Consider the following 23353-nt stretch of genomic DNA (forward strand, 5'->3'; position numbering starts at 1 on the left):
ATTCACACATTTGCCAATTTTAGACAGCGGCGCCCGTCACGCTTACTATCCAGGCACGTCTTTATAAGAGCACACATCATGACGGTTGATTGGGTTTGCAAACATCACGACGACCTGGGCAAGGACCAGCTATATGCCGTCCTGCGTTTGCGCAGCGAGGTATTCGTCGTCGAGCAGAAATGCGCGTATCAGGACATCGATGGGCAGGACCTGGCGGGGGACACCCATCACCTGATGGCCTGGAACGACAATGAACTGGTGGCTTACCTGCGCCTGCTGGACCCGGAGTCCCAGGGCGGCGATGTGGTGATTGGCCGCGTTATCGTTTCGCAGGCGGCACGGGGCACCGGGCTGGGGCATCAAATGCTGGAAGAGGCGCTTGAGCGTATTGAGGATATCTGGCCGCAAACGCCGATTTTTCTCTCGGCCCAGGCGCACTTGCAGAAGTATTACGGGCGGTATGGGTTTGTGGTGGCGGGTGAGGAATACCTGGAGGATGATATTCCCCACATCGGTATGCGGCGCATCTGAGGGCGCCATCGCAGGCAAGCCAGCTCCCACATTGGACTGTGGGAGCCGGGCTTGCCCGCGATAGCGTCAGTCCTGCCAAAGCCGATCTTCAGGGATAGCCCAACACCTGCTTGATCGACACCAGATTAGCCTCGATCCACCTGCGGTCAATCGCCCCCCAATTCCGAATCCGATAGTGCCCGGCATGGTTACGCGCACCGTCCTCCTGCTCGAACTCACACACAATATCCAGGTCGGCCAACGCCGCAATCGTATCCTGGGCGGTACGCCTAGGCATGCCGGTGGTCTCGGTCAGCGCCGGGACGCTGCTGGCCAGTTGGCTGTCGATCAAGTACGCCACGTACAGGCGGCGGTAGAAGCTGCTTTTGGTCTTGCTCACATCCATGGTCAGTCGCCTTGGGGTTAGGGCTTGCCCTGCAAATCGCGCCAGGTGAGGTACACGCGCAGGTCGAATTCCACCTGATGGTAGCCCGGCATCATGTATTGGCAGAGTTTATAGAACGCCTTGTTGTGGTCCGACTCCTTGAAGTGAGCCAGTTCATGTACCACGATCATGCGCAGAAACTCCGGGGCCGCCTCCTTGAACAGCGAAGCGATGCGGATCTCTTTCTTGGACTTGAGATTACCGCCCTGCACCCGGGAAATCGTAGTGTGCAAACCCAAGGCACGATGGGTCAGGTCCAGCCGGTTGTCGAACAGCACTTTGTCGATAGACGGCGCGTTACGCAGGTGCTCCTGCTTCAAGGCCAGGGCATACGCATACAGGGCCTTGTCGCTCTGCACCGCATGGCGCTCGGGGTAACGCTGTTCCAGATAGGCACCCAACTGGTCCTTGGCGATCAGTTGGCGCACTTGCTCCTGGAGCGCGGCGGGGTAGGCCTGGAGGTATTTCAACGCGGTCATGGGCTCGGCAACGCAATTGGGACGGGCGCCAGTGTAGCGAATTCAAAGCGCGCGAGGGTACGACCAGCCGGCAACGTCTTCGGCCATCAACGGCAGCGCCGCCCACGGCCCCTGGATATACGCGCAGCCATTGGCCTTTAGCCATTGTGTTTGCTCAAGGGTCTCCACGCCTTCGGCGATCACCAGCACACCAAAATGCTCACACAGTTGGATGATGCTGCGCGCCATCGCCGCATCCCGCGCCGAGCCAGGCAGGCGCGCCACCAATTGAGGGTCAAGCTTGAGGGTATCGAACTTGAGGTCGCGCAAATGGGCCAGGGAGCACTGGCCGCAGCCAAAGTCGTCCAGGGCAATCCGCACCCCGATCCGGCGCAGTAACTGGAGTTGCTTGGTAGACTCGGCAAGATTACTCATCAAGCAGTCCTCGCCGATTTCCACCTCCAGTTGCCGCCCCTCTAACCCATGCCGCTCCAGCACCTGCTGCAGTTGGTTAGCCAGGTTGGGCATGTTGAACTGGCTGCTGCTCAGGCTCACGCTCAACACCAGGTCGGGGTCGAAGGTAGCTTGCCAGGCCTGGCGCTGGGCGGCGACTTGCTGGTAGATCCAGGCACTCAACTGGTTGATCAACCGCGCCTCTTCCAGCAGCGGCAAGAACAGGCCCGGCGGCACATCACCGACGCTGGGATGCTGCCAGCGCAACAGCGCCTCGACGCCGCGCAAACGCCCGTCTTCCAGGCAGACCTGAGGCTGGTACACCAAAGTGAAATCCTTGTTAGCAATGGCGGTACGCACACTGTCTTCCAGCATCAGCCGCGAGCGGGCGCGGCCGTTCATTTCCTGGTCGTAGTAACGATACTGCTGACGGCCGGCGCGCTTGGCTTCGTACATGGCAATATCCGCCGCCCGCAGCAGGCCACTCAAGTCCGAGCCGCAATCCGGGAAGGTCGCGATGCCGATACTGACCCCAAGCATCACCTCCAACCCATCGACCTGCTGGCACACAGATACCCGTTCGATGAGCTTTTCCGCGATCTTCGCGGCCTGCTCGGGAAACTCCAGCTCCAGCAACGCGGTGAATTCATCCCCGCCCATGCGCCCCAGAATGTCGTAGGAACGCAGGCACGCCTGCATTTGCTCCGAGACCCAACGCAACACGCGATCCCCGGCGTCATGGCCCAGCGTATCGTTGACCCGCTTGAAGCCATCCAGGTCCAGGTACAGCAATACCAGCGCCTGCTCGCTACGTTCGCTGCGCAGCAAGGTGTTCTCCATCGCCTGATGGAAACCACGCCGGTTCAACAGCCCGGTCAGCGGGTCGGTCACGGCCTGGAATTCCAGTTGCTGGTGCAGGTGCCTTACTTCAGACATGTCCAGCACCGTCACCACCATCGCCTTCTGCTCGGCAGGCAAGGGCGCACAGGACAACGCCACGGGCACCTGCTGGCCCCGACCGGTGCGCAAAATGGCATCGTGCTGGCGCCACGTCTCGCCCCGGCGATACGCCTCGTACATGGGGAAACCCAACCAGGCTGGAACATGGGGCTTTTGCAGGAAACTGAGGAAACTCTCGCCCTGCAACTCAGCCAGCGTCGCATTCAACAGCCGCGAAATGGCCGGGTTGGCGTACTCGATCACACTGGCTTCGCTCACCACCAAAATGCCCTCGGCGGCGTTATCCAGCACCGAGGCATTAAAAGCGCGGGCCAACTCCAGGTCATGGCTCAGGCGCTGCAAGGCACGGCGATTGCGCTGGTGCTCCAGCAACGCCTGCACCTTGGGCTTGAGGATATGCGGGTCGAAGGGCTTGAACAGGTAGTCGATCGCCCCGCTGGCATAGCCTTCAAGCACCGCGTCGGGCGAATGGGCGGTGGCGGTCAGAAAGATAATCGGCGTCATACGCGTGCGCTGGCTGCCCCGCATCAGGCGTGCCACCTCGAAGCCGTCCATGCCCGGCATGCGCACGTCCAGCAACACCAGGTCGACGTCGTGGGCCAGCAGTAACTCCAGGGCCTCCAGGCCAGACGCGGCGGTGATCACACGCCAATCGTCACGCTGCAACAGCGCACGCATGCTGACGAGGTTTTCCGGGTAGTCATCGACCACCAACAGAACCGAAATTGCATCGTCGTGTTGTGGAGCGCCATCCATGCTACGTCTCTTCCTTAGGGAGCTACACCGGTCACTTTTGTTACAAAGGCCGGATAAACACTGAGGGCTCACTCTAGCCGTGGTTCTAAAAAAGCAGAAGTGACGTAGGGGCCATCATTGTGCCAAAGGCCAGGAAGCCGACTAACGGTAAGGCCCTGTAGCCCGCGGTTCACGGGCAACATGGCTTTTTGGCATTCCTCTGACGCCAATAAATTGCCAGCAATTGTTTAACAATCTCACCAGCACCGCCTATAAAGAACCTGGAAGGCCCTTTGGGCCAATGCCTACACCCTCTGTAAAAAGGCCAACACCATGATCGACCTTTCCACCTGGAACCTGAGCATTCCGGTCGGCTCCCCACCCACAACCATTGAAACGCCAAGGCTGCTGAGCGGCTTCAACGATCAATACTTCCAGGCCGAAGGCAGCAACGTGCAGTTCTGGACACCCGTGACGGGCTCGCGCACCGAAAACGCCATCTACCCACGCAGCGAACTGCGCGAAACCTACGCCGACGGCCGCCTGCGCAATTGGACCTACCCCGAAGCCGACAACTTCCTGCGCGCCACCCTCACGGTCAACCAGGTGCCCTCCTCCGGCAAAATCGTGATCGGCCAGATCCACGCCTACGACAGCCAGAAGCCGCTGATCAAGCTGGAGTACCAGTTCAAGGAAAAAACCCAGACCGGCAACATCGTCGCCAAAGTGCGCATGCGCCCGGACGAGGCCGAAAGCCGGGTGATCATCGTCGCCTCCAACGTGCCGCTGGAGAAAAGCTTCACCTATGTGATCAACCTCAACAAAGCCGGGTTGCTCAGCGTGTATGCCGCCGACAGCGAGTGGAATGAACGGATCGGCGCGGCCTGGGGCGACAAGCCGTTGTACTTCAAGGCGGGGGTGTACGTGCAGGACAATTCGGGCGACACCAATGAGGGTGCGCGGGTGACGTTTGCGAAGTTGGATATTGATCATGAGTAAGGAGATTGGCCTCATTTCAAGTAGGCAATGCCCGATGAGTACAAGGATCCTTCGCGAGTAATCCAATCACTTAAAGCCACTGCCCCCCCTGTGGGAGCGGGCTTGCTCGCGAATGCGCAGGATCAGCCAAAATCTATATTGACTGATACACCGCATTCGCGAGCAAGCCCGCTCCCACAAAGGTTCTGTGTGGCCTGAGGATCCTGTGCGGGTCCTACAGCACCATTGCGACAAGCCACATCGCCTCTTTAGCCCCTGCACAGAAACCGCCACCGACTACCCCGTACTGTTGATCGACAGCGAAGCCCCACTGCTCGACCTCCACGCCTGCCTGCGCGAACGTCTCAACGCCGCTCTGGAACACCTAAACCTGATGGCGTGCTCCAGCCTGCCGGATTTTGCCGAGCGCGACCTGAACAACGTGGCTAATACCGGACGCATTCTGGTGCAGGATGTGAGTGATGTGTTCTGGGCGATTGAGTAGCGTGGGTTCGATAAGCGCCACTGCGTGATCAAATCCCATCGACAAATAACCGCACTTTCGCGCGTTCTGGATGTAATTCGAGCTCGAAGAAACGATATGTAAGCCACACTTATAAATTACCGCACCCCCATTATTCTGAAAAAGAATATAAAACTGTCAGATTTAACAGGTCCCTAGAGTCAGATCACTTGATAACATTTTTTCCACGGCGACGAAATAGGTACTTTACGGAAGCCGCACCTGACTCCCACCTTGGATAACTATCATGGCCAAACACGAACCCGCACTTGAACACACCTATAGGTTCTCTCCTGCAAGCGTAAATCAATATGCGATAAGAATTACCTTTGCTGATTACGACACAGGAAAATTAGAAGGAACCATGCAAAATTATCCTTTTATAACAGCAGGCTATCACAGAGAAAGTGCGCCCTCCACGAAGTCCTCGCTGACCTTCAGGGTGAACTACAGTTTGTGGGATCCTGAAAGTGGTACAAGAGGGAATTTGACAACACGTACTGGAACACTAAGCCTTACGGCCGACGATCACTCATACAATAATATGTACGGCACACTGACAGAGGACGGAGGCGAACCAATAAACGTAGCGCTTACAAAACAGCCATAGTAACTCCACACCTTATCAATGCAAGCAGTTCAGATGACACGCGATCAAGACATAGCTGGGCAAACATAAGGAAATACCCAAATTGGAACATGGGCATTTCCTTTTTAACAAGTCTCTATTTTAACTTTAAATACAAAATATATATAACCCGATAAAACCCAGGCCCTTTATTTCAATACGTCGACCATTACCTGCTAAAACCCTAAGTAAAAAGTACCTGCGCCAAAATTTTTCACAGCCCCCAGCACAACGTTCTTGCTATCGATCTATGCTGCTACTTTTTAGATAGTTCGCCGCAAATGCCCTGGAAAGTATCGACGTTGAGCCTTTTGATCTTACTCATCGTGCTCTACCCGTTCGGCGATCGATTTGAGATCAATACGCCGACCAACCACTTCCAGCGCCATACCTAGTGCAGTAATCACTCTGAAGGCGGTATACATCGCGACATTTTCTCCAGCTTCCAGGTCGATGATGGTCTTGCGGCTGCACCGTGCTTCTGCCCGAGTTGCTGCTGACTGCACTGCTTAGCTCGGCGTAGTTGCCTGAGTCGCTCGCCAAAAGCTGGAGGGGTAGTGATGAGCAAAATGTCACCTCTATCGAACTTTTAACTAAATTAATCTGAGTATGTCCCTTATAGTGAAATAGCATCCATAAAAAAACCCGCATCACTGCGGGCTTCTTTTTAAACGCCTAAGACTCAATTCACCTTAGCGTTCAACTCACCTTTCAAATACCGCTGGTACATCGCTTCCAACGAGATCGGCTTGATCTTCGAAGCATTGCCCGCAGTACCAAACGCTTCATAACGTGCGATACACACATCACGCATCGCGGTAACGGTGGCGCCGAAGAATTTACGCGGGTCGAACTCGCTCGGGTTGGTGGCCATCAGGCGACGCATCGCACCGGTGGACGCCAGGCGCAGGTCGGTGTCGATGTTGACCTTGCGCACGCCGTACTTGATGCCCTCGACGATTTCTTCAACCGGTACGCCGTAGGTTTCTTTGATGTCGCCGCCGTACTGGTTGATGATCGCCAGCCACTCTTGCGGTACCGAGGAAGAACCGTGCATCACCAGGTGGGTGTTGGGGATGCGCTTGTGGATTTCCTTGATGCGGTCGATGGCCAGCACGTCGCCGGTAGGCGGCTTGGTGAACTTGTAGGCGCCGTGGCTGGTGCCGATGGCGATGGCCAGGGCGTCGACCTGGGTTTTCTTGACGAAGTCGGCGGCTTCTTCCGGGTCGGTCAGCATCTGGCTGTGATCCAGCACGCCTTCGGCGCCGATGCCGTCTTCTTCGCCGGCCATGCCGGTTTCCAGCGAACCCAGGCAGCCCAGCTCGCCTTCAACCGATACGCCGCAGGCGTGGGCCATGGCCACGGTTTGTTGGGTCACGCGTACGTTGTACTCGTAGTCGGTTGGGGTCTTGCCGTCTTCGCCGAGGGAGCCGTCCATCATTACCGAGCTGAAGCCCAGTTGGATCGAGCGCTGGCACACGTCAGGGCTGGTGCCGTGGTCCTGGTGCATGCACACCGGGATGTGTGGGAATTCTTCGATCGCGGCGAGGATCAGGTGACGCAGGAACGGGGCGCCGGCGTATTTGCGCGCACCGGCCGAAGCCTGGACGATCACTGGGGAGTCGGTCTTGTCAGCGGCTTCCATGATGGCGCGCATCTGCTCAAGGTTGTTGACGTTAAAGGCTGGGACGCCGTAGCCGAACTCGGCTGCGTGGTCCAGCATTTGACGCATGCTGATAAGTGCCATTGTGTTGTCTCTCCCGGTCGAGGGTCGTTAATCGTGCAAGCCTGCCGTAGCGGCGGCTGCTATTCAAGTTATTGCAGTGCTCGGCGCACAACCTCTGTGAGATTGGAGCCGGATCAATGTGGGAGCGGGCTTGCTCGCGAAAGCGGTGTATCAGTCACCGGATTCGTCAGCTTACCCACCGCATTCGCGAGCAAGCCCGCTCCCACATTTGCTTCTCATCAAATCCAAAATCCTATTGGGCCTTACAGCCGCGCCCAATCAAATCATCCGTCGCCACCCAGTAAACCAGGCCTTCCTCACCTTTGGTGTGAAACGCCAACTGGCCGTCGCTGTACAGCACGCCCGAGGCGGCTACTTCTTGCTTGAGCCGGTAAACCTGGTCCGAACCGCCGAGGCGTACATCCACTTCGGAGCGGGCCTGGTTGGCAAAGCGCCAGTTGACCTCGGCCTTGCTGTCGCAGGTCCAGGTGGTCCATTTGTCGGCTGGCTCTGCCTTGTCGAACAGGTTCATGCTGCTGCAGCCGGCCAACAGGGCCAGGGCTGCCAGGGCGAAAACGCCTTTCATTGCCAATCCTCGCAGGGAGGCCTATGGGCCGCCGTTGCTGTCGGTTAGTGGATCAGACCCGTCATGGGCAACCCTGTTCCTGACCGTTGGGCGCGGAGTCGTATTTCTCCAGCCGTTCGTTGCCGATGCGCTTGTTGATCACCGGCATGGTCTCGGCTTGCCAGTCAGCCTGGTAACAGCTTTTTCTCAACGGTGCCTTGGCATTATCCGCCTCGGGCGCCGCGCTGGGTGTGCTGCCGCAGCCAGCCAACAGGCCCGCTGCGATCACCAGTGCCAACGACTTGATCATGGGAACGCTCCTTTTCCTGATCACGCGAGCCTTAACCTTTGGCTCGGGTTTCCAGCACTTCCACGGCTGGCAACACCTTGCCCTCGACGAACTCGAGGAAAGCGCCACCACCGGTAGAAATGTAGGAGATCTGATCAGCCACACCATATTTATCGATAGCCGCCAAGGTATCGCCGCCACCAGCAATGGAGAACGCCGAGCTTTCAGCGATCGCTTTGGCCAGCACTTTGGTACCGTTGCCGAATTGGTCGAACTCAAACACGCCCACCGGGCCATTCCACAGGATAGTCTGGGATGCCTTGAGCAGCTCGGCGAAGTTGGCCGCGGTTTGCGGGCCGATGTCCAGGATCATGTCGTCGTCGGCCACGTCAGCGATGAGCTTGACGGTAGCGGCGGCGCTTTCAGCGAATTCCTTGGCAACTACCACGTCTACCGGCAGCGGCACGCTGACCTTGGCGGCGATGGCGCGGGCGGTGTCGAGCAGGTCTGGCTCGTACAGGGACTTGCCCACCGGGTGGCCAGCAGCGGCCAGGAAGGTGTTGGCAATGCCGCCGCCGACGATCAGTTGGTTGCAGATCTGGCTCAGGCTGTTGAGCACGTCCAGCTTGGTGGAGACCTTGGAGCCGGCAACGATAGCGGCCATTGGTTGGGCCGGAGCACCCAGGGCCTTGCCCAGTGCATCCAGCTCGGCAGCCAACAACGGGCCAGCGGCGGCGACCTTGGCGAACTTGGCCACGCCGTGGGTCGAACCTTCGGCGCGGTGGGCGGTGCCGAACGCGTCCATCACAAACACGTCGCACAGGGCGGCGTATTGCTGGGCCAGTTCGTCGCTGTTCTTTTTCTCGCCCTTGTTGAAGCGCACGTTCTCGAACAGCACGATATCGCCGGCTTTCACGTCCACGCCGCCCAGGTAGTCTGCGACCAATGGCACGTCACGGCCCAGGGCCTTGCTCAGGTACTCGGCGACAGGCTTAAGGCTGTTTTCAGCAGAGAACTCACCTTCGGTCGGGCGACCCAGGTGGGAGCAGACCATCACGGCCGCGCCTTTTTCCAGGGCCAGCTTGATGGTCGGCAGCGAGGCCAGGATTCGCGCGTCGCTGGTGACAACACCGTCCTTGACGGGGACGTTGAGGTCTTCGCGGATCAGTACGCGCTTACCTTGCAGATCGAGGTCGGTCATCTTCAACACGGTCATGGGTCGCAGTTCCTGAATTACTGTTGAGGTTGTTTAGAAGCGATGTGCAGATAGTGTTCGGCAACATCCAGCATGCGGTTGGCAAAGCCCCATTCGTTGTCGAACCAGGCCAGGATGTTCACAAGCCTGGGGCCGGAAACGCGGGTCTGGCTGGCATCGACAATCGCCGAATGCGGGTCATGGTTGAAATCGCAACTGGCGTGGGGCAACTCGGTGTAGGCCAACAGGCCTTTGAGCGGGCCGCTGGTAGCGGCGTCGCGCAGGATCCGGTTGACCTCGGCCGCGTCAGTGTCGCTCACGGTTTGCATGGTGATATCCAGGCAAGACACGTTCACCGTCGGCACCCGTACGGCTTTGGCCTGGATTCGCCCGGCAAGTTCCGGCAGCAGTCGCTCGATGCCCCGCGCCAGGCCGGTGGACACCGGAATCACTGACTGGAATGCCGAACGCGTGCGGCGCAGGTCTTCGTGGTGGTAGGCGTCGATCACCGGCTGGTCGTTCATCGCCGAGTGAATCGTGGTGATCGACACGTAGTCCAGGCCGATCGCCTGGTCCAGCAGGCGCAACAACGGCACGCTGCAGTTGGTGGTACACGACGCGTTGGATACCAGCAACTCATCGCCGGTCAGGCAATCCTGGTTGATGCCGTAGACGATGGTGGCGTCGACATCCGCCTCGCTGGCCATCGGCTGGGAAAACAGCACACGCGGTGCGCCGGCGTCGAGAAAACGCTGGCCATCGGCACGGGTGTGATAGACACCGGAGCATTCCAGCACTAGGTCGACGCCCAGTGCTTTCCAGTCGATGCCTTCGGGGGTGGCACTGCGCAACACTTGTACGCAGTTGCCATTGATATGCAGACAATCGCCTTCAACCCGCACTTCGCCCGGGAAGCGGCCGTGGGTGGAGTCAAAGCGTGTCAGGTATTCGATGCTGGCCATGTCGGCCAAATCATTGATCGCGACAATTTCAAACCCGGCCGCCGCCCCTCGCTCGAACAGAGCACGCAAGACGCAACGACCAATGCGGCCGTAGCCGTTGAGTGCAACTTTGTAGGGACGCGGTTGAGGCATGGGGTTCTCGATTACCTTGGGTAATAGGGTGGCGGTACTGGCCTCTTCGCGAGCAAGCCCGCTCCCACACTTGAAATGCATTCCAAATGTGGGAGCGGGCTTGCTCGCGAAGAGGCCAGCACAGCCACCTCAATTTACAACCTTAGTCTTCCAGCAGCTCTTCAGCCTGACCCAGGATGTTTTCCAAGGTGAAACCGAACTCTTCGAACAAGGCTGGCGCCGGCGCCGACTCACCGTAGGTGGTCATGCCGATCACGCGGCCTTCCAGGCCCACGTACTTGTACCAGTAGTCAGCGTGAGCCGCTTCGATGGCGATACGCGCACTGACCTGCAACGGCAATACCGATTGCTTGTAGCCGGCGTCCTGGGCTTCGAACACGCTGGTGCAGGGCATGGACACAACGCGCACATTGCGGCCTTGGGCGGTCAGCTTGTCGTACGCCTGAACGGTCAGGCCCACTTCGGAACCGGTGGAGATCAGGATCAGCTCCGGCTCGCCGATGCAGTCCTTGAGCACGTAACCGCCACGGCTGATGTCGGCGATCTGCGCGTCGGTACGCACCTGGTGTTGCAGGTTCTGACGCGAGAAGATCAGCGCCGAAGGGCCGTCCTTGCGCTCGATGGCGTGCTTCCAGGCCACGGCGGATTCCACCGCGTCGGCTGGGCGCCAGCAATCGAGGTTCGGCGTGGTGCGCAGGCTGGTCAGTTGCTCGACCGGCTGGTGCGTCGGGCCGTCTTCGCCCAGGCCGATGGAGTCGTGGGTGTAGACGTGGATCACGCGCTTCTTCATCAGCGCGGCCATACGTACGGCGTTACGAGCGTATTCCATGAACATCAGGAAGGTCGCGCCGTAAGGCACCAGGCCGCCGTGCAAGGAAACGCCGTTCATGATGGCGCTCATGCCGAACTCGCGCACACCGTAGTACATGTAGTTGCCGCTGGCGTCTTCGGCCGAGACACCTTTGCAACCTTTCCACAGGGTCAGGTTGGAACCGGCCAGGTCAGCCGAACCGCCGAGGAACTCAGGCAGCAACGGGCCAAAGGCGTTCAGGGTGTTCTGGCTGGCTTTACGGCTGGCGATGGTCTCGCCCTTGGCCGCGACTTCAGCGATGTAGGCCGAGGCTTTTTCCGAGAAGTCGGCAGGCAGGTCACCGGCCAGGCGGCGTACCAGTTCGTTGGCCAATTCCGGGAATTCGGCGGAGTAGGCCGAGAAACGCTGGTCCCACTCGGCTTCGGCGGCCAGGCCTTTTTCCTTGGCATCCCATTCGGCATAGATGTCGGCCGGGATTTCAAACGGGCCGTGGTTCCACTTCAGCGCTTCGCGGGTCAGGGCGATTTCCGCGTCACCCAGTGGGGCGCCGTGGCAGTCTTCTTTACCTTGCTTGTTCGGCGAGCCAAAACCGATGGTGGTCTTGCAGCAGATCAGGGTTGGCTGCGCGCTCTTGCGAGCGGTGTCGATGGCGGTCTTGATCTCTTCCGGATCGTGGCCGTCAACGTTGCGGATCACCTGCCAGTTGTAGGCTTCGAAACGCTTAGGCGTGTCGTCGGTGAACCAGCCTTCGACTTCGCCGTCGATGGAGATGCCGTTGTCATCGTAGAAGGCAATCAGCTTGCCCAGGCCCAGGGTGCCGGCCAGGGAAGCGACTTCGTGGGAAATGCCTTCCATCATGCAGCCATCACCCAGGAATACGTAGGTGTGGTGGTCAACGATATCGTGGCCAGGGCGGTTGAACTGCGCGCCCAATACTTTTTCCGCCAGGGCGAAACCAACGGCATTGGCCAGGCCTTGGCCCAGGGGGCCGGTGGTGGTCTCAACGCCTGGGGTGTAGCCGAATTCCGGGTGGCCCGGGGTGCGGCTGTGCAGTTGACGGAAGCTCTTGAGGTCGTCGATGGTGACGTCGTAGCCAGTCAGGTGCAGCAGCGAATAAATCAGCATCGAGCCATGACCGTTGGACAGCACGAAGCGGTCACGGTCGGCGAACGAGGGGTTGCTCGGGTTGTGTTTCAGGTAGTCACGCCAAAGTACCTCGGCGATATCCGCCATGCCCATCGGGGCACCGGGATGGCCGCTGTTGGCTTTTTGCACGGCATCCATGCTGAGGGCACGAATGGCGTTGGCACGCTCACGACGGCTGGGCATCGCTGATCTCCTGGAGTTTGCTTATAAAGAAACGGAAAAAAGGACCGGCATTTTCCCTCAGCCACCGCCTGCGGGCAATGACAGATAGTCACTTGTGGGCGTTTTTCCTGTGCTTTGGGCACCAATCCCTTGCAGAAACCTTTAACCGGTTCGTCTAAAGGTTATAGCGATGGCTTATAACCGCCACTTATCGATCAATATCAAAACTTTTTGATATTGATCTTGCGGGGATGCACACCCGTCACTAGACTGCTGGCCTTATGAACCTACCCGTGCCCTCCCTGCGTCCTGACGACGGCGATGAACTGGCTGCCTTGTGCAAGGCCGCTGGCGATCCGTTGCGCTTGAACGTATTGCGCGCACTGGCCAACGATTCTTTCGGGGTACTGGAGCTGGCGCAGATCTTCGCCATCGGCCAGTCCGGCATGAGCCACCATTTGAAGGTGCTGGCCCAGGCCGACCTGGTGGCCACCCGTCGCGAAGGCAATGCGATTTTCTACCGACGTGCCCTGCCCCATACCGAACTGCTTGGCGGCAAATTGCACGCTGCCCTGCTCGACGAAGTGGACAACTTGTGCCTGCCCGGTGATGTGCAGTCGCGCATCGGCCAGGTGCACGGGCAACGCGCCGCCGCCAGCCAGGATTTTTTCTCACGGGTGGCCGACAAGTTTCGCGCCCAACAGGACCTGATCGCCGGCTTGGCCCAGTACCGCGAAAGCGTACTGGCGCTGTTGGACAAGCTGAGCTTCAGTGAAGAAGCCACGGCCTTGGAAGTCGGCCCTGGCGACGGCGGTTTCCTGCCCGAACTGGCGCGCCGCTTCGAGCAGGTCACGGCGCTGGATAACAGCCCGGCAATGCTTGAACTGGCACGCCAACTCTGTGAGCGCGAAGCCCTGGGCAATGTGCGCCTGCAGTTGGCCGACGCCCTGAGTGACACCGGCCTGCGGGCCGATTGCGTGGTGCTGAACATGGTCTTGCACCATTTCGCCGCACCGGCAGAAGCCCTCAAGCAAATGGCCGGGTTGCTGCACCCCGGCGGTAGCCTGCTGGTTACGGATTTATGCAGCCACAACCAGAATTGGGCCAAGGAGGCCTGCGGTGATCTCTGGCTGGGTTTTGAACAGGACGATCTGGCCCGTTGGGCCACCGCTGCGGGACTCGTTCCCGGGGAAAGCCTCTATGTAGGTTTACGTAATGGTTTCCAGATTCAGGTCCGCCATTTTCAGCGACCGGCTGGCGACACTCACCATCGGTAAATATCAGGAAAACATCGAGATGAGCGAATACTCCCTTTTCACCTCCGAGTCCGTGTCTGAAGGGCATCCGGACAAAATCGCCGACCAGATTTCTGACGCGGTGCTGGACGCTATCATCGCTGAAGACAAGTTCGCCCGTGTGGCGTGCGAGACGCTGGTGAAAACGGGCGTGGCGATCATCGCCGGCGAAGTCACCACCACTGCCTGGGTTGACCTGGAGCAGATCGTACGTGACGTGATCACCGACATTGGCTACAACAGCTCCGACGTGGGCTTTGACGGCGCGACCTGCGGCGTGATGAACATCATCGGCAAGCAATCGCCTGACATCAACCAGGGCGTTGACCGTGCCAAGCCTGAAGATCAGGGCGCCGGCGACCAGGGCCTGATGTTCGGCTACGCCAGCAACGAAACCGACGTGCTGATGCCCGCGCCGATCACCTTCTCGCACCAGCTGGTACAACGCCAGGCCGAGGCGCGCAAATCCGGCGTACTGCCATGGCTGCGCCCGGATGCCAAGTCCCAGGTGACCTGCCGTTACGAAGGCGGCAAAGTCGTGGGTATCGACGCTGTCGTACTGTCGACCCAGCACAATCCGGACGTGTCCTACGCCGACCTGCGCGAAGGCGTGATGGAGCTGATCGTCAAGCACGTGCTGCCTGCCGAGTTGCTGACCAAGGACACCCAGTTCCACATCAACCCGACTGGCCAGTTCATCATCGGTGGCCCGGTGGGCGACTGTGGCCTGACCGGCCGCAAAATCATCGTCGACAGCTACGGCGGCATGGCTCGTCACGGCGGCGGTGCGTTCTCCGGCAAGGATCCTTCCAAGGTTGACCGCTCTGCCGCTTACGCCGGCCGTTATGTGGCCAAGAACATCGTCGCTGCCGGCCTGGCCGAGCGCTGCGAAATCCAGGTTTCCTACGCCATTGGCGTGGCCCAGCCTACGTCGATCTCGCTGAATACCTTCGGCACCGGCAAGATCAGCGACGAGAAAATCGTCAAGCTGGTGCGCGAGATCTTCGACCTGCGCCCTTACGCGATCACCACCATGCTCGACCTGCTGCACCCGATGTATCAGGAAACCGCAGCCTACGGCCACTTCGGCCGCACCCCTGCGCAGAAGACTGTGGGCGATGACACCTTCAGCACCTTCACCTGGGAAAAAACCGACCGCGCCAACGACCTGCGTACCGCCGCCGGCCTCTAATCGTTCGCGGTAAATAAAGCCCCGCCAGGCCTGCCTGGCGGGGCTTTTTGTTGTCTGCAGGGCCACTTCGGGCTTTTTTGGATCCAAGGCTTGCAGGCCAAATGATGGCCCACTAGAATCCGCGCCCTCTCGGGCCCTTCACCTTACTTGGATATTGCACTGCGCCCGCCCGGGATGGATAAGCGCGCAGGCAATCTAACATTGAGGTTTTCATGCGCATTTGCACACTCGCCCCTGCCGCCCTTCTGCTCAGCCTGTTCACCCTGCCAGCCCAGGCCGCTGACCTGAACGCGCTGAGCGGCGCCCTGAGTGCCCAGCTCGGTGGCGGCAATGCCGGCGACTGCCAGCAGCAACCCAAAGACCTGCAAGCCAAGATCGACGCGGCCAATGCCAAGAACGATCTGTTGAAAGTGCGGGCGTATGAGGCTGCGCTGGAGCAGGTCAACAAAGCTTGCAACAAACTCGCCGACAGCCAGGCAAAAGTCGACGCCAAGCAGCAAAAGCAGCAGGCCAAGGCTGAAAACAACGACGCTGTGAAGGCCTTGGGCGGCCTGTTCAAGTAAACAGAAATACCCGGTAAAAAGCCCCGCTCGGTCGGGGCTTTTTTGTGGGCGCGTGGATCACTTAGGCTGGGCATCCTTTTTCGAGCAAGGATGCTCCTGATGCAAGTCTTACTGGCTGTTCTCATAAGCGCCCTGCCAGCCTGGGCCTGGGCCGAAACCTGCCCCGATGACGTTCACTCACAGTTGGAAACCTTGTCCAGGCAAATCCAGCAGTGGGACGACAGCTACCATCGACAGGGCCAATCCCTGATCAGCGACGAGCTCTACGACCAGGCCCGCACACGCCTGGCGCATTGGCAGGAATGCGCCCGCCAGCAGACACCCAAGGCTGATAACCCACTGGCCAGGGCGCGCGGCACCTTACGTCATCCGGTCGCGCACACGGGTTTGCAAAAGCTGCCGAGCGAGCCGGCCGTCAGTGACTGGCTCACCACTCGACAGGATGTCTGGGTGCAACCCAAGGTGGATGGCGTTGCGGTGACCCTGGTGTATCGCCAGGGCCGCTTGCACCAGCTCATCAGTCGGGGCGACGGCCTGCTGGGTCACGACTGGTCAACCTCCGCCGCCAAGATCCCCGGCATTGTCCAGCAACTGCCCGACGCCGTTGATGTGGTGCTGCAAGGCGAACTCTATTGGCGCCTCGACCACCATGTGCAATCGCTCAAGGGCGGGCTCAATGCCCGCAGCAAAGTGGCCGGCCTGATGAACCGTCGCCAGTTGAACGATGCCGAGGCGGCAGGGATCGGCCTGTTCGTGTGGGCGTGGCCCGACGGCCCGGCGGACTTCACCGAACGCCTGGCCACCCTGGCGCGCTGGGGGTTCACCGACAGTCAACAGTACAGCCAGCCCGTCGGCACCATCAGCGAAGCCGCGCATTGGCGTACCCATTGGTACAACGCGCCATTGCCCTTCGCCAGCGATGGCGTGGTGCTGCACCAGGCTGCGCGAGCGCCCGCCGAGCGCTGGCAAGCCACTGCGCCTTACTGGTCGGTTGCCTGGAAGTACCCGGCCATCAAGGCACTGGCGCTGGTGCGCAAGGTGCAGTTCAGGGTGGGGCGCACCGGGCGCATTACCCCAATCCTCGAACTGGAGCCCGTACGGCTGGATGATCGGCAGATCAGCCGGGTTAGCGTCAGCTCGCTCAAACGCTGGCAAGCCCTGGATATCCGCCCCGGCGATCATGTGTCGATCAGCCTGGCGGGCCAGGTGATACCGCGGCTGGACGAGGTGATCCTGCGCAACAAGACACGCGTGGACGTGCAGGTCCCCAACCCTCAAGACTTCCACGCCTTGAGCTGCTGGCAACTGGACCCCGGTTGCGAAGATCAACTGCTCGCCCGCCTCACCTGGTTGAGCGGCAAACACGGCCTGGCCTTGCCCCATATGGGCCGTGAAACCTGGAACGTATTGATCCAGGCGGGTCTAATCGCAGGCTTTCTCGATTGGTTAACCCTGGATGCGGCCGAGCTTGCTACCATTGAGGGCTTAGGCGAGCGTACCCGTGCGCGGGTGCTCGACAGTATTCAAAGCGCCCGGCAACGCCCTTTTTTACAATGGCTCTGCGCCTTGGGCATACCGCCAGCGGCGCGCAACAACCTGGAAGGCAACTGGCAGACGCTGGTCGCCAAAGACACCCAAGCCTGGCTGGCCTCAGATGGCATAGGCCCGGGACGCGCAGCGCAACTCAGCGCTTTTTTTCGCGACCCGCAGGTACAAGCCATGGCTGAAACATTACGCGCAGCCGGGGTAGATGGGTTTTGAACACCACCCGGCCACCTGATTGCGAACTTGGAGCTTTATATGAAATTTCTTGCCCCCTTTGCCTTGCTGACCCTCGCAGGCCTCATGAGCACGCCACTGTTGGCCGCCGAAGACGCGCAACCGCTCACCGGCTGCGCCGCCAAGCGCCAGGCCATCAACAGCCAGATCGAACAGGCCAAGGCCCACGGCAACAGCGCCCAACAGGCCGGCCTGGAAAAAGCCCTGGCCGAAGTCACCGCTCACTGCACCGATGCCAGCTTGAAAAAAGAGCGTGAAAACAAGGTGCTCGACGCCAAGCATGAAGTCAGCCGCCGTCAGGCCGACCTCGACAAGGCCATGAAGAAAGGTGACCCGGACAAGATCAACAAGCGTAAGGAGAAGCTGGCCGAATCGCGTAAAGAGCTGCAAGACGCGGTGGAAGAACTCGACCAGTAAAACCGATCAATGATCGCGGAATTGCTTATGGCAGGCGCTGCAGGCATCTTCAACTTTTTGCACCGCAGGTTGAAGGTTGCTGGCTTTATAAGGCTGCACCTGGCTGGCGATCACCAATTCACCGGTGGCCGCCTCAAGGTCACGGGCCAGTTGCTGGAACTGCGCCTGTTTTTGCCACACATCATCCTTGGCACTGGTGTGGTCTTCTTCGCGCACGCTCGGGAAATGTTTCCACGGCTCATGGGACAACGCATCCAGCTTGACCGCACCCTCGGCGAACTTGGCGCCATCGAATGGGATACGCCCGCGCAGCATGCCACCCAGGTCTTCACCGGTCTTGAGCATCTGCTTGAAGATCGCCTTGCGCTGGCCCAGCGGGGAATTGGGATCAACACCGCCACAGGCAGACACCGCCAGGCAGGCCAGCAATACAACAGTCAATTTTTTTAACATCATCATGGCTTCAAGGTCACGGGAAACGGCGGCCAGTATCCTCGCACCGCCCACAAAGACCAATAGCCCTATTAATAATAAGGGTTGCCCGGATGCAGTGAAGCACGGGCAATCGTTTCAGGAACTACCTACATGAATGTCACCTTCAAACCCTGGAGCCGGCGCCTGGCGTGGGCTCTGCCGATGTTCGCGCTACTGGCCGGCTGCGATGGCGGTAAAGACACCGGCAAACAAGTTGCCCAGGAGCCAACCAAACCTCACGCCGTTGCCACCTATGTGAGCGCACCGTGGGAAGCCCTGCCGAGCGTTTCCGACAGCGACTTGCTCGCCGGGTTTGAATCCTGGCGCAGCGCCTGCCAGCGCCTCAAGGCCGACCCGATCTGGGGCGCGACCTGCGCGGCCGCGGCCAGCGTACCGGGCGATGCCGTGGCGGTTCGTAGTTTTCTCAAGGAACATCTGGATGTCTTCGGCCTGCGCTCGGCAGACAACACGCCAAACGGCTTGATCACGGGCTATTACGAGCCGGTCTACCCCGGCAGCCTGACCAAGACCGCCACCGCCCATGTGCCGGTATACGGCGTGCCGGACGACCTGATCATCGTCAACCTCGAGAGCATCTACCCGGAACTCAAGGGCAAGCGCCTGCGCGGGCGCCTGGAAGGTCGCGTGCTCAAGCCTTATGACGATGCCAGCACCCTCAACAGCCAAGGCTCCACCGCCAAGCCGATCGCCTGGCTGACCGACCCGATGGACCTGCAATTCCTGCAGATCCAGGGCTCGGGGCGTATCCAACTGGCCGGCGGGCGCCAACTGCGTGTGGGTTACGGCGACCAGAACGGCTACCCGTACCGCCCTATCGGCCGCTGGCTGGTGGAACAAGGCGAGCTGAAAAAAGAAGACGTGACCATGGGCGCCATCAGCGCCTGGGCCAAGGCCCACCCGCAGCGCATTCCAGAACTGCTGGCGAGCAACCCCAGCTACGTATTCTTCAGCGCCCGCCCCGACAGCAACGAAGGCCCGCGTGGTTCGCTGAACGTGCCATTGACCGCCGGCTACAGTGTGGCGGTGGATCGCAAGGTGATTCCGCTGGGCAGCCTGTTGTGGTTGTCGACCACCAAACCAGACGGCACGCCACTGGCACGCCCGGTCGCAGCCCAGGACACCGGCGGCGCAATCACCGGCGAAGTGCGCGCAGATTTGTTCTGGGGCACAGGCAATGCAGCAGGCGAGTTGGCGGGGAATATGAAACAGCAAGGGCAGATCTGGATGCTGTGGCCCAAAGGCGCGGCGTTGCCACAGGTGCCGGATGCGCCTGCCGGCACCTGACAACCGCTGGGGCTTTTTGTAGGAGCGAGCTTGCTCGCGAAAAACTCACAGGCGCCGCGCTTACTCAGTAAGCACGCGTTATCGTTGGCGTTCTTCGCGAGCAAGCTCGCTCCTACAGCACCCCTTACATCGAAACGAAGAAGAAACTCGCAATCAACGCCATACCCACGGCCCACACCAGCGAACGCAAGATCGCCCAGTCCGCCAGGTAGCAGATGATGTACAGCAGGCGGCTGGTGATAAACAGTACTGCCAGCACGTTGATCGTCACCAGGTCGGCGTTGCCGGCCAGGTGCGCAACGATCACTGCGGCGGCAAACGCAGGGGTCACTTCGAAACTGTTGAGTTGCGCGCTATGCGCACGCTTGGCAACGCCTTCCAGGCTATCGAGGAAGGCACGCGGGTCGTGGTTATCCCGTGGCCCGAACTTGCCTGTACTGAACTTGGCCACACCGGTGCAAATGTACGGCAGAAAAATTGCGATCAACACACACCATAAAGCGACTGTCATCACCGATTCCTTTTAGTTTTATCCGACGGTTAGAGTTTCATCACCAACATGCCAATCAACACCAACCCACAGGCTATGAGCCGTGGACGGCCAAAAGGTTCTTTCAAGTAACGCATGCCGAACAGCACTACCAGAATCACACTGACTTCGCGCAGCGCGGCGGCTTCGGCAATCGAGCCCAACTGCATGGCCCAAAGTACCAAAGCGTAGCTCAACAACACGCACAGCCCCACGCTCAAGCCCAACCGCCACTGGGTGCGCCAGAACAGGCTGAAGGCTGCACGCTTGCGCACCAGGGCCAGCAACGGAAACGGCCAGGCGCTGATCAGCGTCAGCCACACCAGGTAATCCAACGGGTGCGACCAGCGCCGCAGCGCCTGCCCGTCCAGAAAGGTGTAGCAGCCGATGCACAGGCCAATCAGCAACACCACCGGCAGCATCGACCAGGGCAACCGGTCACCGCCGCCGCCCTGCCACAACAGGCATACCATGCCGAACGGGATCAGCAGGATCCCCAGAATCTGCTGGGTGCTCAGCACTTCGCCAGCAAACACCAGCGTCAGCACCAGCACCACCAACGGCGACAAACCGCGCATCAACGGATATACCAGGCCCAGGTCCCCCACCCGATAGGCCTGGATCAACAAATAGCGATAGAGCAATTCAAACAGCGCCGAGGCCGCGATCCACGGCCAGATGTCCAACGGCGGCAAGGACACGAACCCCACCGCCACTGCCACGAACAGCAGCGCCACACTGTCCATGCAGGCGATGACCAAAAGGCGCTCGCCACTGAACTTGATCAAGGTATTCCACGTCGCATGCAACAGCGCCGCTACCAGCACCAGGGCTGTCGCTATCACTAGAACCTCCTTAATTGATACGTCATGTAACAGCACCTGTTTATACTAAACCCCGATTCGACGCACCTCGTGCGCCTATATTCCCCCGCTCCAAGGACCCCGGATGCTTGAACTTGTCGCCGCCTTCATCTGCCTCACCACCCTGCTCACTTATGTGAACTTTCGCTTTATCGGCCTGCCGCCCACCATCGGCGTGATGGTCACCGCACTGTTGTTCTCGCTGATCCTGCAAGGCCTGAGCGTGCTCGGCTACCCGGGCTTGGAAGAACGCATCCAGCAGTTGATCGGCCAGATCGACTTCGGCGATTTGCTGATGAACTGGATGCTGTCGTTCCTGCTGTTCGCCGGCGCCTTGCACGTCAACCTGAACGACTTGCGCAGCTACCGCTGGCCCATCGGCCTGCTGGCAACCTTTGGCGTGTTGATCGCCACCGTGGTGATCGGCAGCCTGGCGTACTACATCTTCGCCCTGTTTGGCTGGCACGTGAGTTTCCTTTATTGCCTGCTGTTCGGCGCGCTGATTTCCCCCACCGACCCCATTGCGGTGCTCGGCGTGCTGCGGACCGCCAATGCCTCCAAACCGCTGAAAACCACTATCGTCGGCGAGTCGCTATTCAATGACGGCACCGCCGTGGTGGTGTTTACCGTGCTGCTGGGCATCGCGCAGTTGGGTGAGACGCCCACCGTCGGCGCCACGGCCATGCTGTTTGCCCACGAAGCCATTGGCGGCGTGCTGTTTGGCGGGCTGATCGGCTACCTCGTGTACCTGATGATCAAGAGCATCGAACAGCACCAGATCGAAGTCATGCTGACCCTCGCCCTGGTGATCGGCGGCTCGGCCATGGCTTCGGAACTGCATGTGTCCGCACCGATTGCGATGGTGGTCGCGGGGCTGATCATCGGCAACCTGGGGCGCAAGCTGGCGATGAACGACATGACGCGTCGCTATCTGGATGGTTTCTGGGAACTGCTCGATGACATGCTCAACGCGCTGCTGTTTGCGCTGATCGGCATGGAGCTGCTGCTATTGCCATTCAACTGGCTGCACGTGTTCGCGGCCAGCCTGCTGGCGGTGGCGATCCTGCTCTCGCGCCTGCTCACCGTGGCCCCGGCGATCCTGTTGCTGCGCCGTTGGCGCACGGTGCCACGCGGCACAATCCGCATCCTCACCTGGGGTGGCCTGCGCGGCGGCGTCTCGGTGGCACTGGCCTTGGCCCTGCCCTTGGGCCCGGAGCGCGACTTGTTGCTGAGCATCACCTACATCGTGGTGCTGTCTTCGATCCTGTTGCAGGGGTTGACGATTGGTCGCGTTGTCAGCCGTGTCACTGCGCCGCAGTAACCGCGCCGCGCAATACTTCAAGCAGATGCCGCATCGCCAACGAGCGGCGCGGTGTCGAGCTGTACATGACCACCATCTCGCGTGCATAGCACAGCCGGTCGCCGGCCGGTAACACACGGATGCCGTTGCAGGGCATGCCCGCCCACTGCGGCACCAACGATACCCCCATCCCCTGGGCGACCAGCATCAGGATAGTTTCCAGCGCATCCAGCTCACATAACACCTCGGGCTCGAAGGACTGTTCATCGAGAAAACGCTGGGCGATCTGCCCACCCCAGGAGCGAGCGTCATAGCGGATAAACGGTCGTTCGCCTAACAAGGCTGCCAGTGACTGCGCCCCCCACTCGGCGGGCGCAATCAGAATCAAGGGTTCGGCACGCAGCAAAGCCATCGACAAGGCTTTGGGCGGTTGAAACGGCGGTCGCACCAGTATCGCTGCATCCAATTCCTGGTTGAGCAACTTCTCATAGAGACTTCTGGAATCGCCGGGTGTGATCTTCAGCCTCAGCTTGGGTGCCGACACTGTCAGCCGCTCGATCAGTCCGGGCAAGACGCCGGTCAGCGCCGTGGAAATGGCCCCAATGTTAATCTCCCCCGATAACTCGTCCTGGCTCAGGTGCTCCTGCAACTGGCGCGCCTGTTCAATGACGGCCTGGATTCTGGGCAAAAGCAGCAAGCATTGGTCCGAAGGCCACGCGGCATGTGCGGTGCGCATGAGCAACGTACAACCCAGCGTGCGCTCAAGCGCCTTGACCCGCTGGCTGATCGCCGCCGCACTGCGGTTTTCACGCCGTGCAGCAGCGGCTATAGACCCGGTTTCAATGACAGCGACCAGGCTCCTCAGGAATCGAACATCCATAAGTTTTCCTTTCGCTCAGACCAAGGCAAACCCGTTTTACCCTGGCGGCACCGCCTGTTTAACCTGACAGCTCCCCAT

The 23353-nt window shown here is 59.9% G+C and carries 25 protein-coding genes; 11 read left to right on the forward strand and 14 right to left on the reverse strand.

The features are described 5' to 3' along the window. Positions 1–78: 78 nt before the first annotated feature. A complete protein-coding gene (locus N2A98_RS24850; RefSeq protein WP_044271851.1) occupies positions 79–531 on the forward strand; it encodes a GNAT family N-acetyltransferase in 453 nt (150 codons plus the stop codon). A gap of 88 nt (positions 532–619) precedes the next feature. On the opposite strand, the gene N2A98_RS24855 is transcribed toward N2A98_RS24850, so the two are convergent. Genes N2A98_RS24855 through N2A98_RS24865 form a run of 3 tightly spaced genes read right to left on the reverse strand, consistent with a single transcriptional unit; the run spans position 620 to position 3582 of the window. Beyond that, the gene (locus N2A98_RS24855; RefSeq protein WP_078803975.1) at positions 620–916 is read right to left on the reverse strand and encodes a winged helix-turn-helix domain-containing protein; all 297 of its coding nucleotides are present in this window, start codon (positions 914–916) and stop codon (positions 620–622) included. Positions 917–933: 17 nt separating this feature from the next. Next, a complete protein-coding gene (locus N2A98_RS24860) occupies positions 934–1434 on the reverse strand; it encodes a M48 family metallopeptidase (protein ID WP_003194942.1) in 501 nt (166 codons plus the stop codon). A 42-nt stretch (positions 1435–1476) separates the two neighbouring features. Beyond that, complete coding sequence (locus N2A98_RS24865) at positions 1477–3582, reverse strand: EAL domain-containing protein (protein WP_275622766.1); 2106 nt, start codon at positions 3580–3582, stop codon at positions 1477–1479. Between the two features lie 312 nt (positions 3583–3894). On the opposite strand from N2A98_RS24865, the gene N2A98_RS24870 reads away from it, so the two are divergent. From N2A98_RS24870 to N2A98_RS24885, 3 genes are all read left to right on the forward strand, one after another. Beyond that, positions 3895–4560: a polysaccharide lyase family 7 protein gene (locus tag N2A98_RS24870; RefSeq protein WP_044271857.1), complete on the forward strand. Its 666-nt coding sequence runs from the start codon at positions 3895–3897 to the stop codon at positions 4558–4560. Between the two features lie 205 nt (positions 4561–4765). After that, positions 4766–5044 (forward strand): fructose-bisphosphate aldolase, encoded by a 279-nt coding sequence (locus tag N2A98_RS24880; RefSeq protein ID WP_275622767.1) that lies wholly within the window; start codon positions 4766–4768, stop codon positions 5042–5044. Positions 5045–5309: 265 nt separating this feature from the next. After that, a complete protein-coding gene (locus N2A98_RS24885) occupies positions 5310–5672 on the forward strand; it encodes a hypothetical protein (RefSeq protein ID WP_152641128.1) in 363 nt (120 codons plus the stop codon). Between the two features lie 335 nt (positions 5673–6007). Here N2A98_RS24885 and N2A98_RS24890 read toward each other — a convergent pair whose 3' ends face one another. From N2A98_RS24890 to tkt, 7 genes are all read right to left on the reverse strand, one after another. Then, positions 6008–6196, reverse strand: coding sequence for a hypothetical protein (locus N2A98_RS24890; protein ID WP_235369391.1), 189 nt, complete (start codon positions 6194–6196; stop codon positions 6008–6010). A gap of 176 nt (positions 6197–6372) precedes the next feature. Further along, positions 6373–7437, reverse strand: coding sequence for a class II fructose-bisphosphate aldolase (fba, locus tag N2A98_RS24895; RefSeq protein WP_003177554.1), 1065 nt, complete (start codon positions 7435–7437; stop codon positions 6373–6375). A gap of 232 nt (positions 7438–7669) precedes the next feature. After that, on the reverse strand, positions 7670–8002 hold the full coding sequence (locus N2A98_RS24900) for an MliC family protein (protein ID WP_275622768.1): 333 nt from the start codon (positions 8000–8002) through the stop codon (positions 7670–7672). 61 nt (positions 8003–8063) lie between these two features. Next, positions 8064–8291: a hypothetical protein gene (locus N2A98_RS24905; protein WP_003194953.1), complete on the reverse strand. Its 228-nt coding sequence runs from the start codon at positions 8289–8291 to the stop codon at positions 8064–8066. A gap of 31 nt (positions 8292–8322) precedes the next feature. After that, entirely contained in the window at positions 8323–9486 is a 1164-nt protein-coding gene (locus tag N2A98_RS24910) for a phosphoglycerate kinase (RefSeq protein WP_003194956.1), read from the reverse strand. A gap of 17 nt (positions 9487–9503) precedes the next feature. Then, the gene (gene epd, locus N2A98_RS24915; RefSeq protein ID WP_003194958.1) at positions 9504–10559 is read right to left on the reverse strand and encodes an erythrose-4-phosphate dehydrogenase; all 1056 of its coding nucleotides are present in this window, start codon (positions 10557–10559) and stop codon (positions 9504–9506) included. A 142-nt stretch (positions 10560–10701) separates the two neighbouring features. Then, positions 10702–12699 carry a transketolase gene (tkt, locus tag N2A98_RS24920; protein WP_034133964.1) on the reverse strand — a complete coding sequence of 666 codons (1998 nt, stop codon included), beginning with the start codon at positions 12697–12699 and terminating at the stop codon, positions 10702–10704. 260 nt (positions 12700–12959) lie between these two features. Here tkt and N2A98_RS24925 point away from each other — a divergent pair, with 260 nt between their 5' ends. The 5 genes from N2A98_RS24925 to N2A98_RS24945 all read left to right on the forward strand — a co-directional run bounded on the left by N2A98_RS24925 (position 12960) and on the right by N2A98_RS24945 (position 17924). Then, positions 12960–13955 (forward strand): metalloregulator ArsR/SmtB family transcription factor, encoded by a 996-nt coding sequence (locus tag N2A98_RS24925; protein ID WP_003194962.1) that lies wholly within the window; start codon positions 12960–12962, stop codon positions 13953–13955. Between the two features lie 19 nt (positions 13956–13974). Next, positions 13975–15165, forward strand: a complete 1191-nt coding sequence (metK, locus tag N2A98_RS24930) for a methionine adenosyltransferase (protein WP_069557074.1) — start codon at positions 13975–13977, stop codon at positions 15163–15165. Between the two features lie 212 nt (positions 15166–15377). Then, positions 15378–15728, forward strand: coding sequence for a DUF1090 family protein (locus tag N2A98_RS24935; RefSeq protein WP_034133965.1), 351 nt, complete (start codon positions 15378–15380; stop codon positions 15726–15728). 99 nt (positions 15729–15827) lie between these two features. Further along, positions 15828–17489, forward strand: a complete 1662-nt coding sequence (ligB, locus tag N2A98_RS24940) for an NAD-dependent DNA ligase LigB (RefSeq protein ID WP_275622769.1) — start codon at positions 15828–15830, stop codon at positions 17487–17489. 39 nt (positions 17490–17528) lie between these two features. Further along, complete coding sequence (locus N2A98_RS24945) at positions 17529–17924, forward strand: DUF1090 domain-containing protein (protein ID WP_047711970.1); 396 nt, start codon at positions 17529–17531, stop codon at positions 17922–17924. 6 nt (positions 17925–17930) lie between these two features. Here N2A98_RS24945 and N2A98_RS24950 read toward each other — a convergent pair whose 3' ends face one another. Then, positions 17931–18380, reverse strand: coding sequence for a cytochrome c (locus tag N2A98_RS24950; protein WP_003194972.1), 450 nt, complete (start codon positions 18378–18380; stop codon positions 17931–17933). Between the two features lie 129 nt (positions 18381–18509). Between N2A98_RS24950 and N2A98_RS24955 the strand changes: the two genes are divergently transcribed. Continuing rightward, positions 18510–19703, forward strand: coding sequence for an MltA domain-containing protein (locus N2A98_RS24955; RefSeq protein ID WP_047711971.1), 1194 nt, complete (start codon positions 18510–18512; stop codon positions 19701–19703). 124 nt (positions 19704–19827) lie between these two features. Here N2A98_RS24955 and N2A98_RS24960 read toward each other — a convergent pair whose 3' ends face one another. Beyond that, positions 19828–20214: an MAPEG family protein gene (locus N2A98_RS24960; protein WP_003194977.1), complete on the reverse strand. Its 387-nt coding sequence runs from the start codon at positions 20212–20214 to the stop codon at positions 19828–19830. 29 nt (positions 20215–20243) lie between these two features. Further along, the gene (locus tag N2A98_RS24965) at positions 20244–21077 is read right to left on the reverse strand and encodes an EamA family transporter (protein WP_044271870.1); all 834 of its coding nucleotides are present in this window, start codon (positions 21075–21077) and stop codon (positions 20244–20246) included. A 103-nt stretch (positions 21078–21180) separates the two neighbouring features. Between N2A98_RS24965 and N2A98_RS24970 the strand changes: the two genes are divergently transcribed. Beyond that, the gene (locus N2A98_RS24970) at positions 21181–22416 is read left to right on the forward strand and encodes a sodium:proton antiporter (RefSeq protein ID WP_044271874.1); all 1236 of its coding nucleotides are present in this window, start codon (positions 21181–21183) and stop codon (positions 22414–22416) included. Here the strand turns inward: N2A98_RS24970 and N2A98_RS24975 are convergent. Further along, positions 22400–23275, reverse strand: a complete 876-nt coding sequence (locus N2A98_RS24975; RefSeq protein ID WP_275622770.1) for a LysR family transcriptional regulator — start codon at positions 23273–23275, stop codon at positions 22400–22402. The two genes, N2A98_RS24970 and N2A98_RS24975, sit on opposite strands and share 17 nt — an antisense overlap. Between the last annotated feature and the right edge of the window lie 78 nt (positions 23276–23353).

The organism is Pseudomonas sp. FJ2-5-13 (assembly GCF_029201605.1).
GTDB classification, from domain to species: domain Bacteria; phylum Pseudomonadota; class Gammaproteobacteria; order Pseudomonadales; family Pseudomonadaceae; genus Aquipseudomonas; species Aquipseudomonas lactis.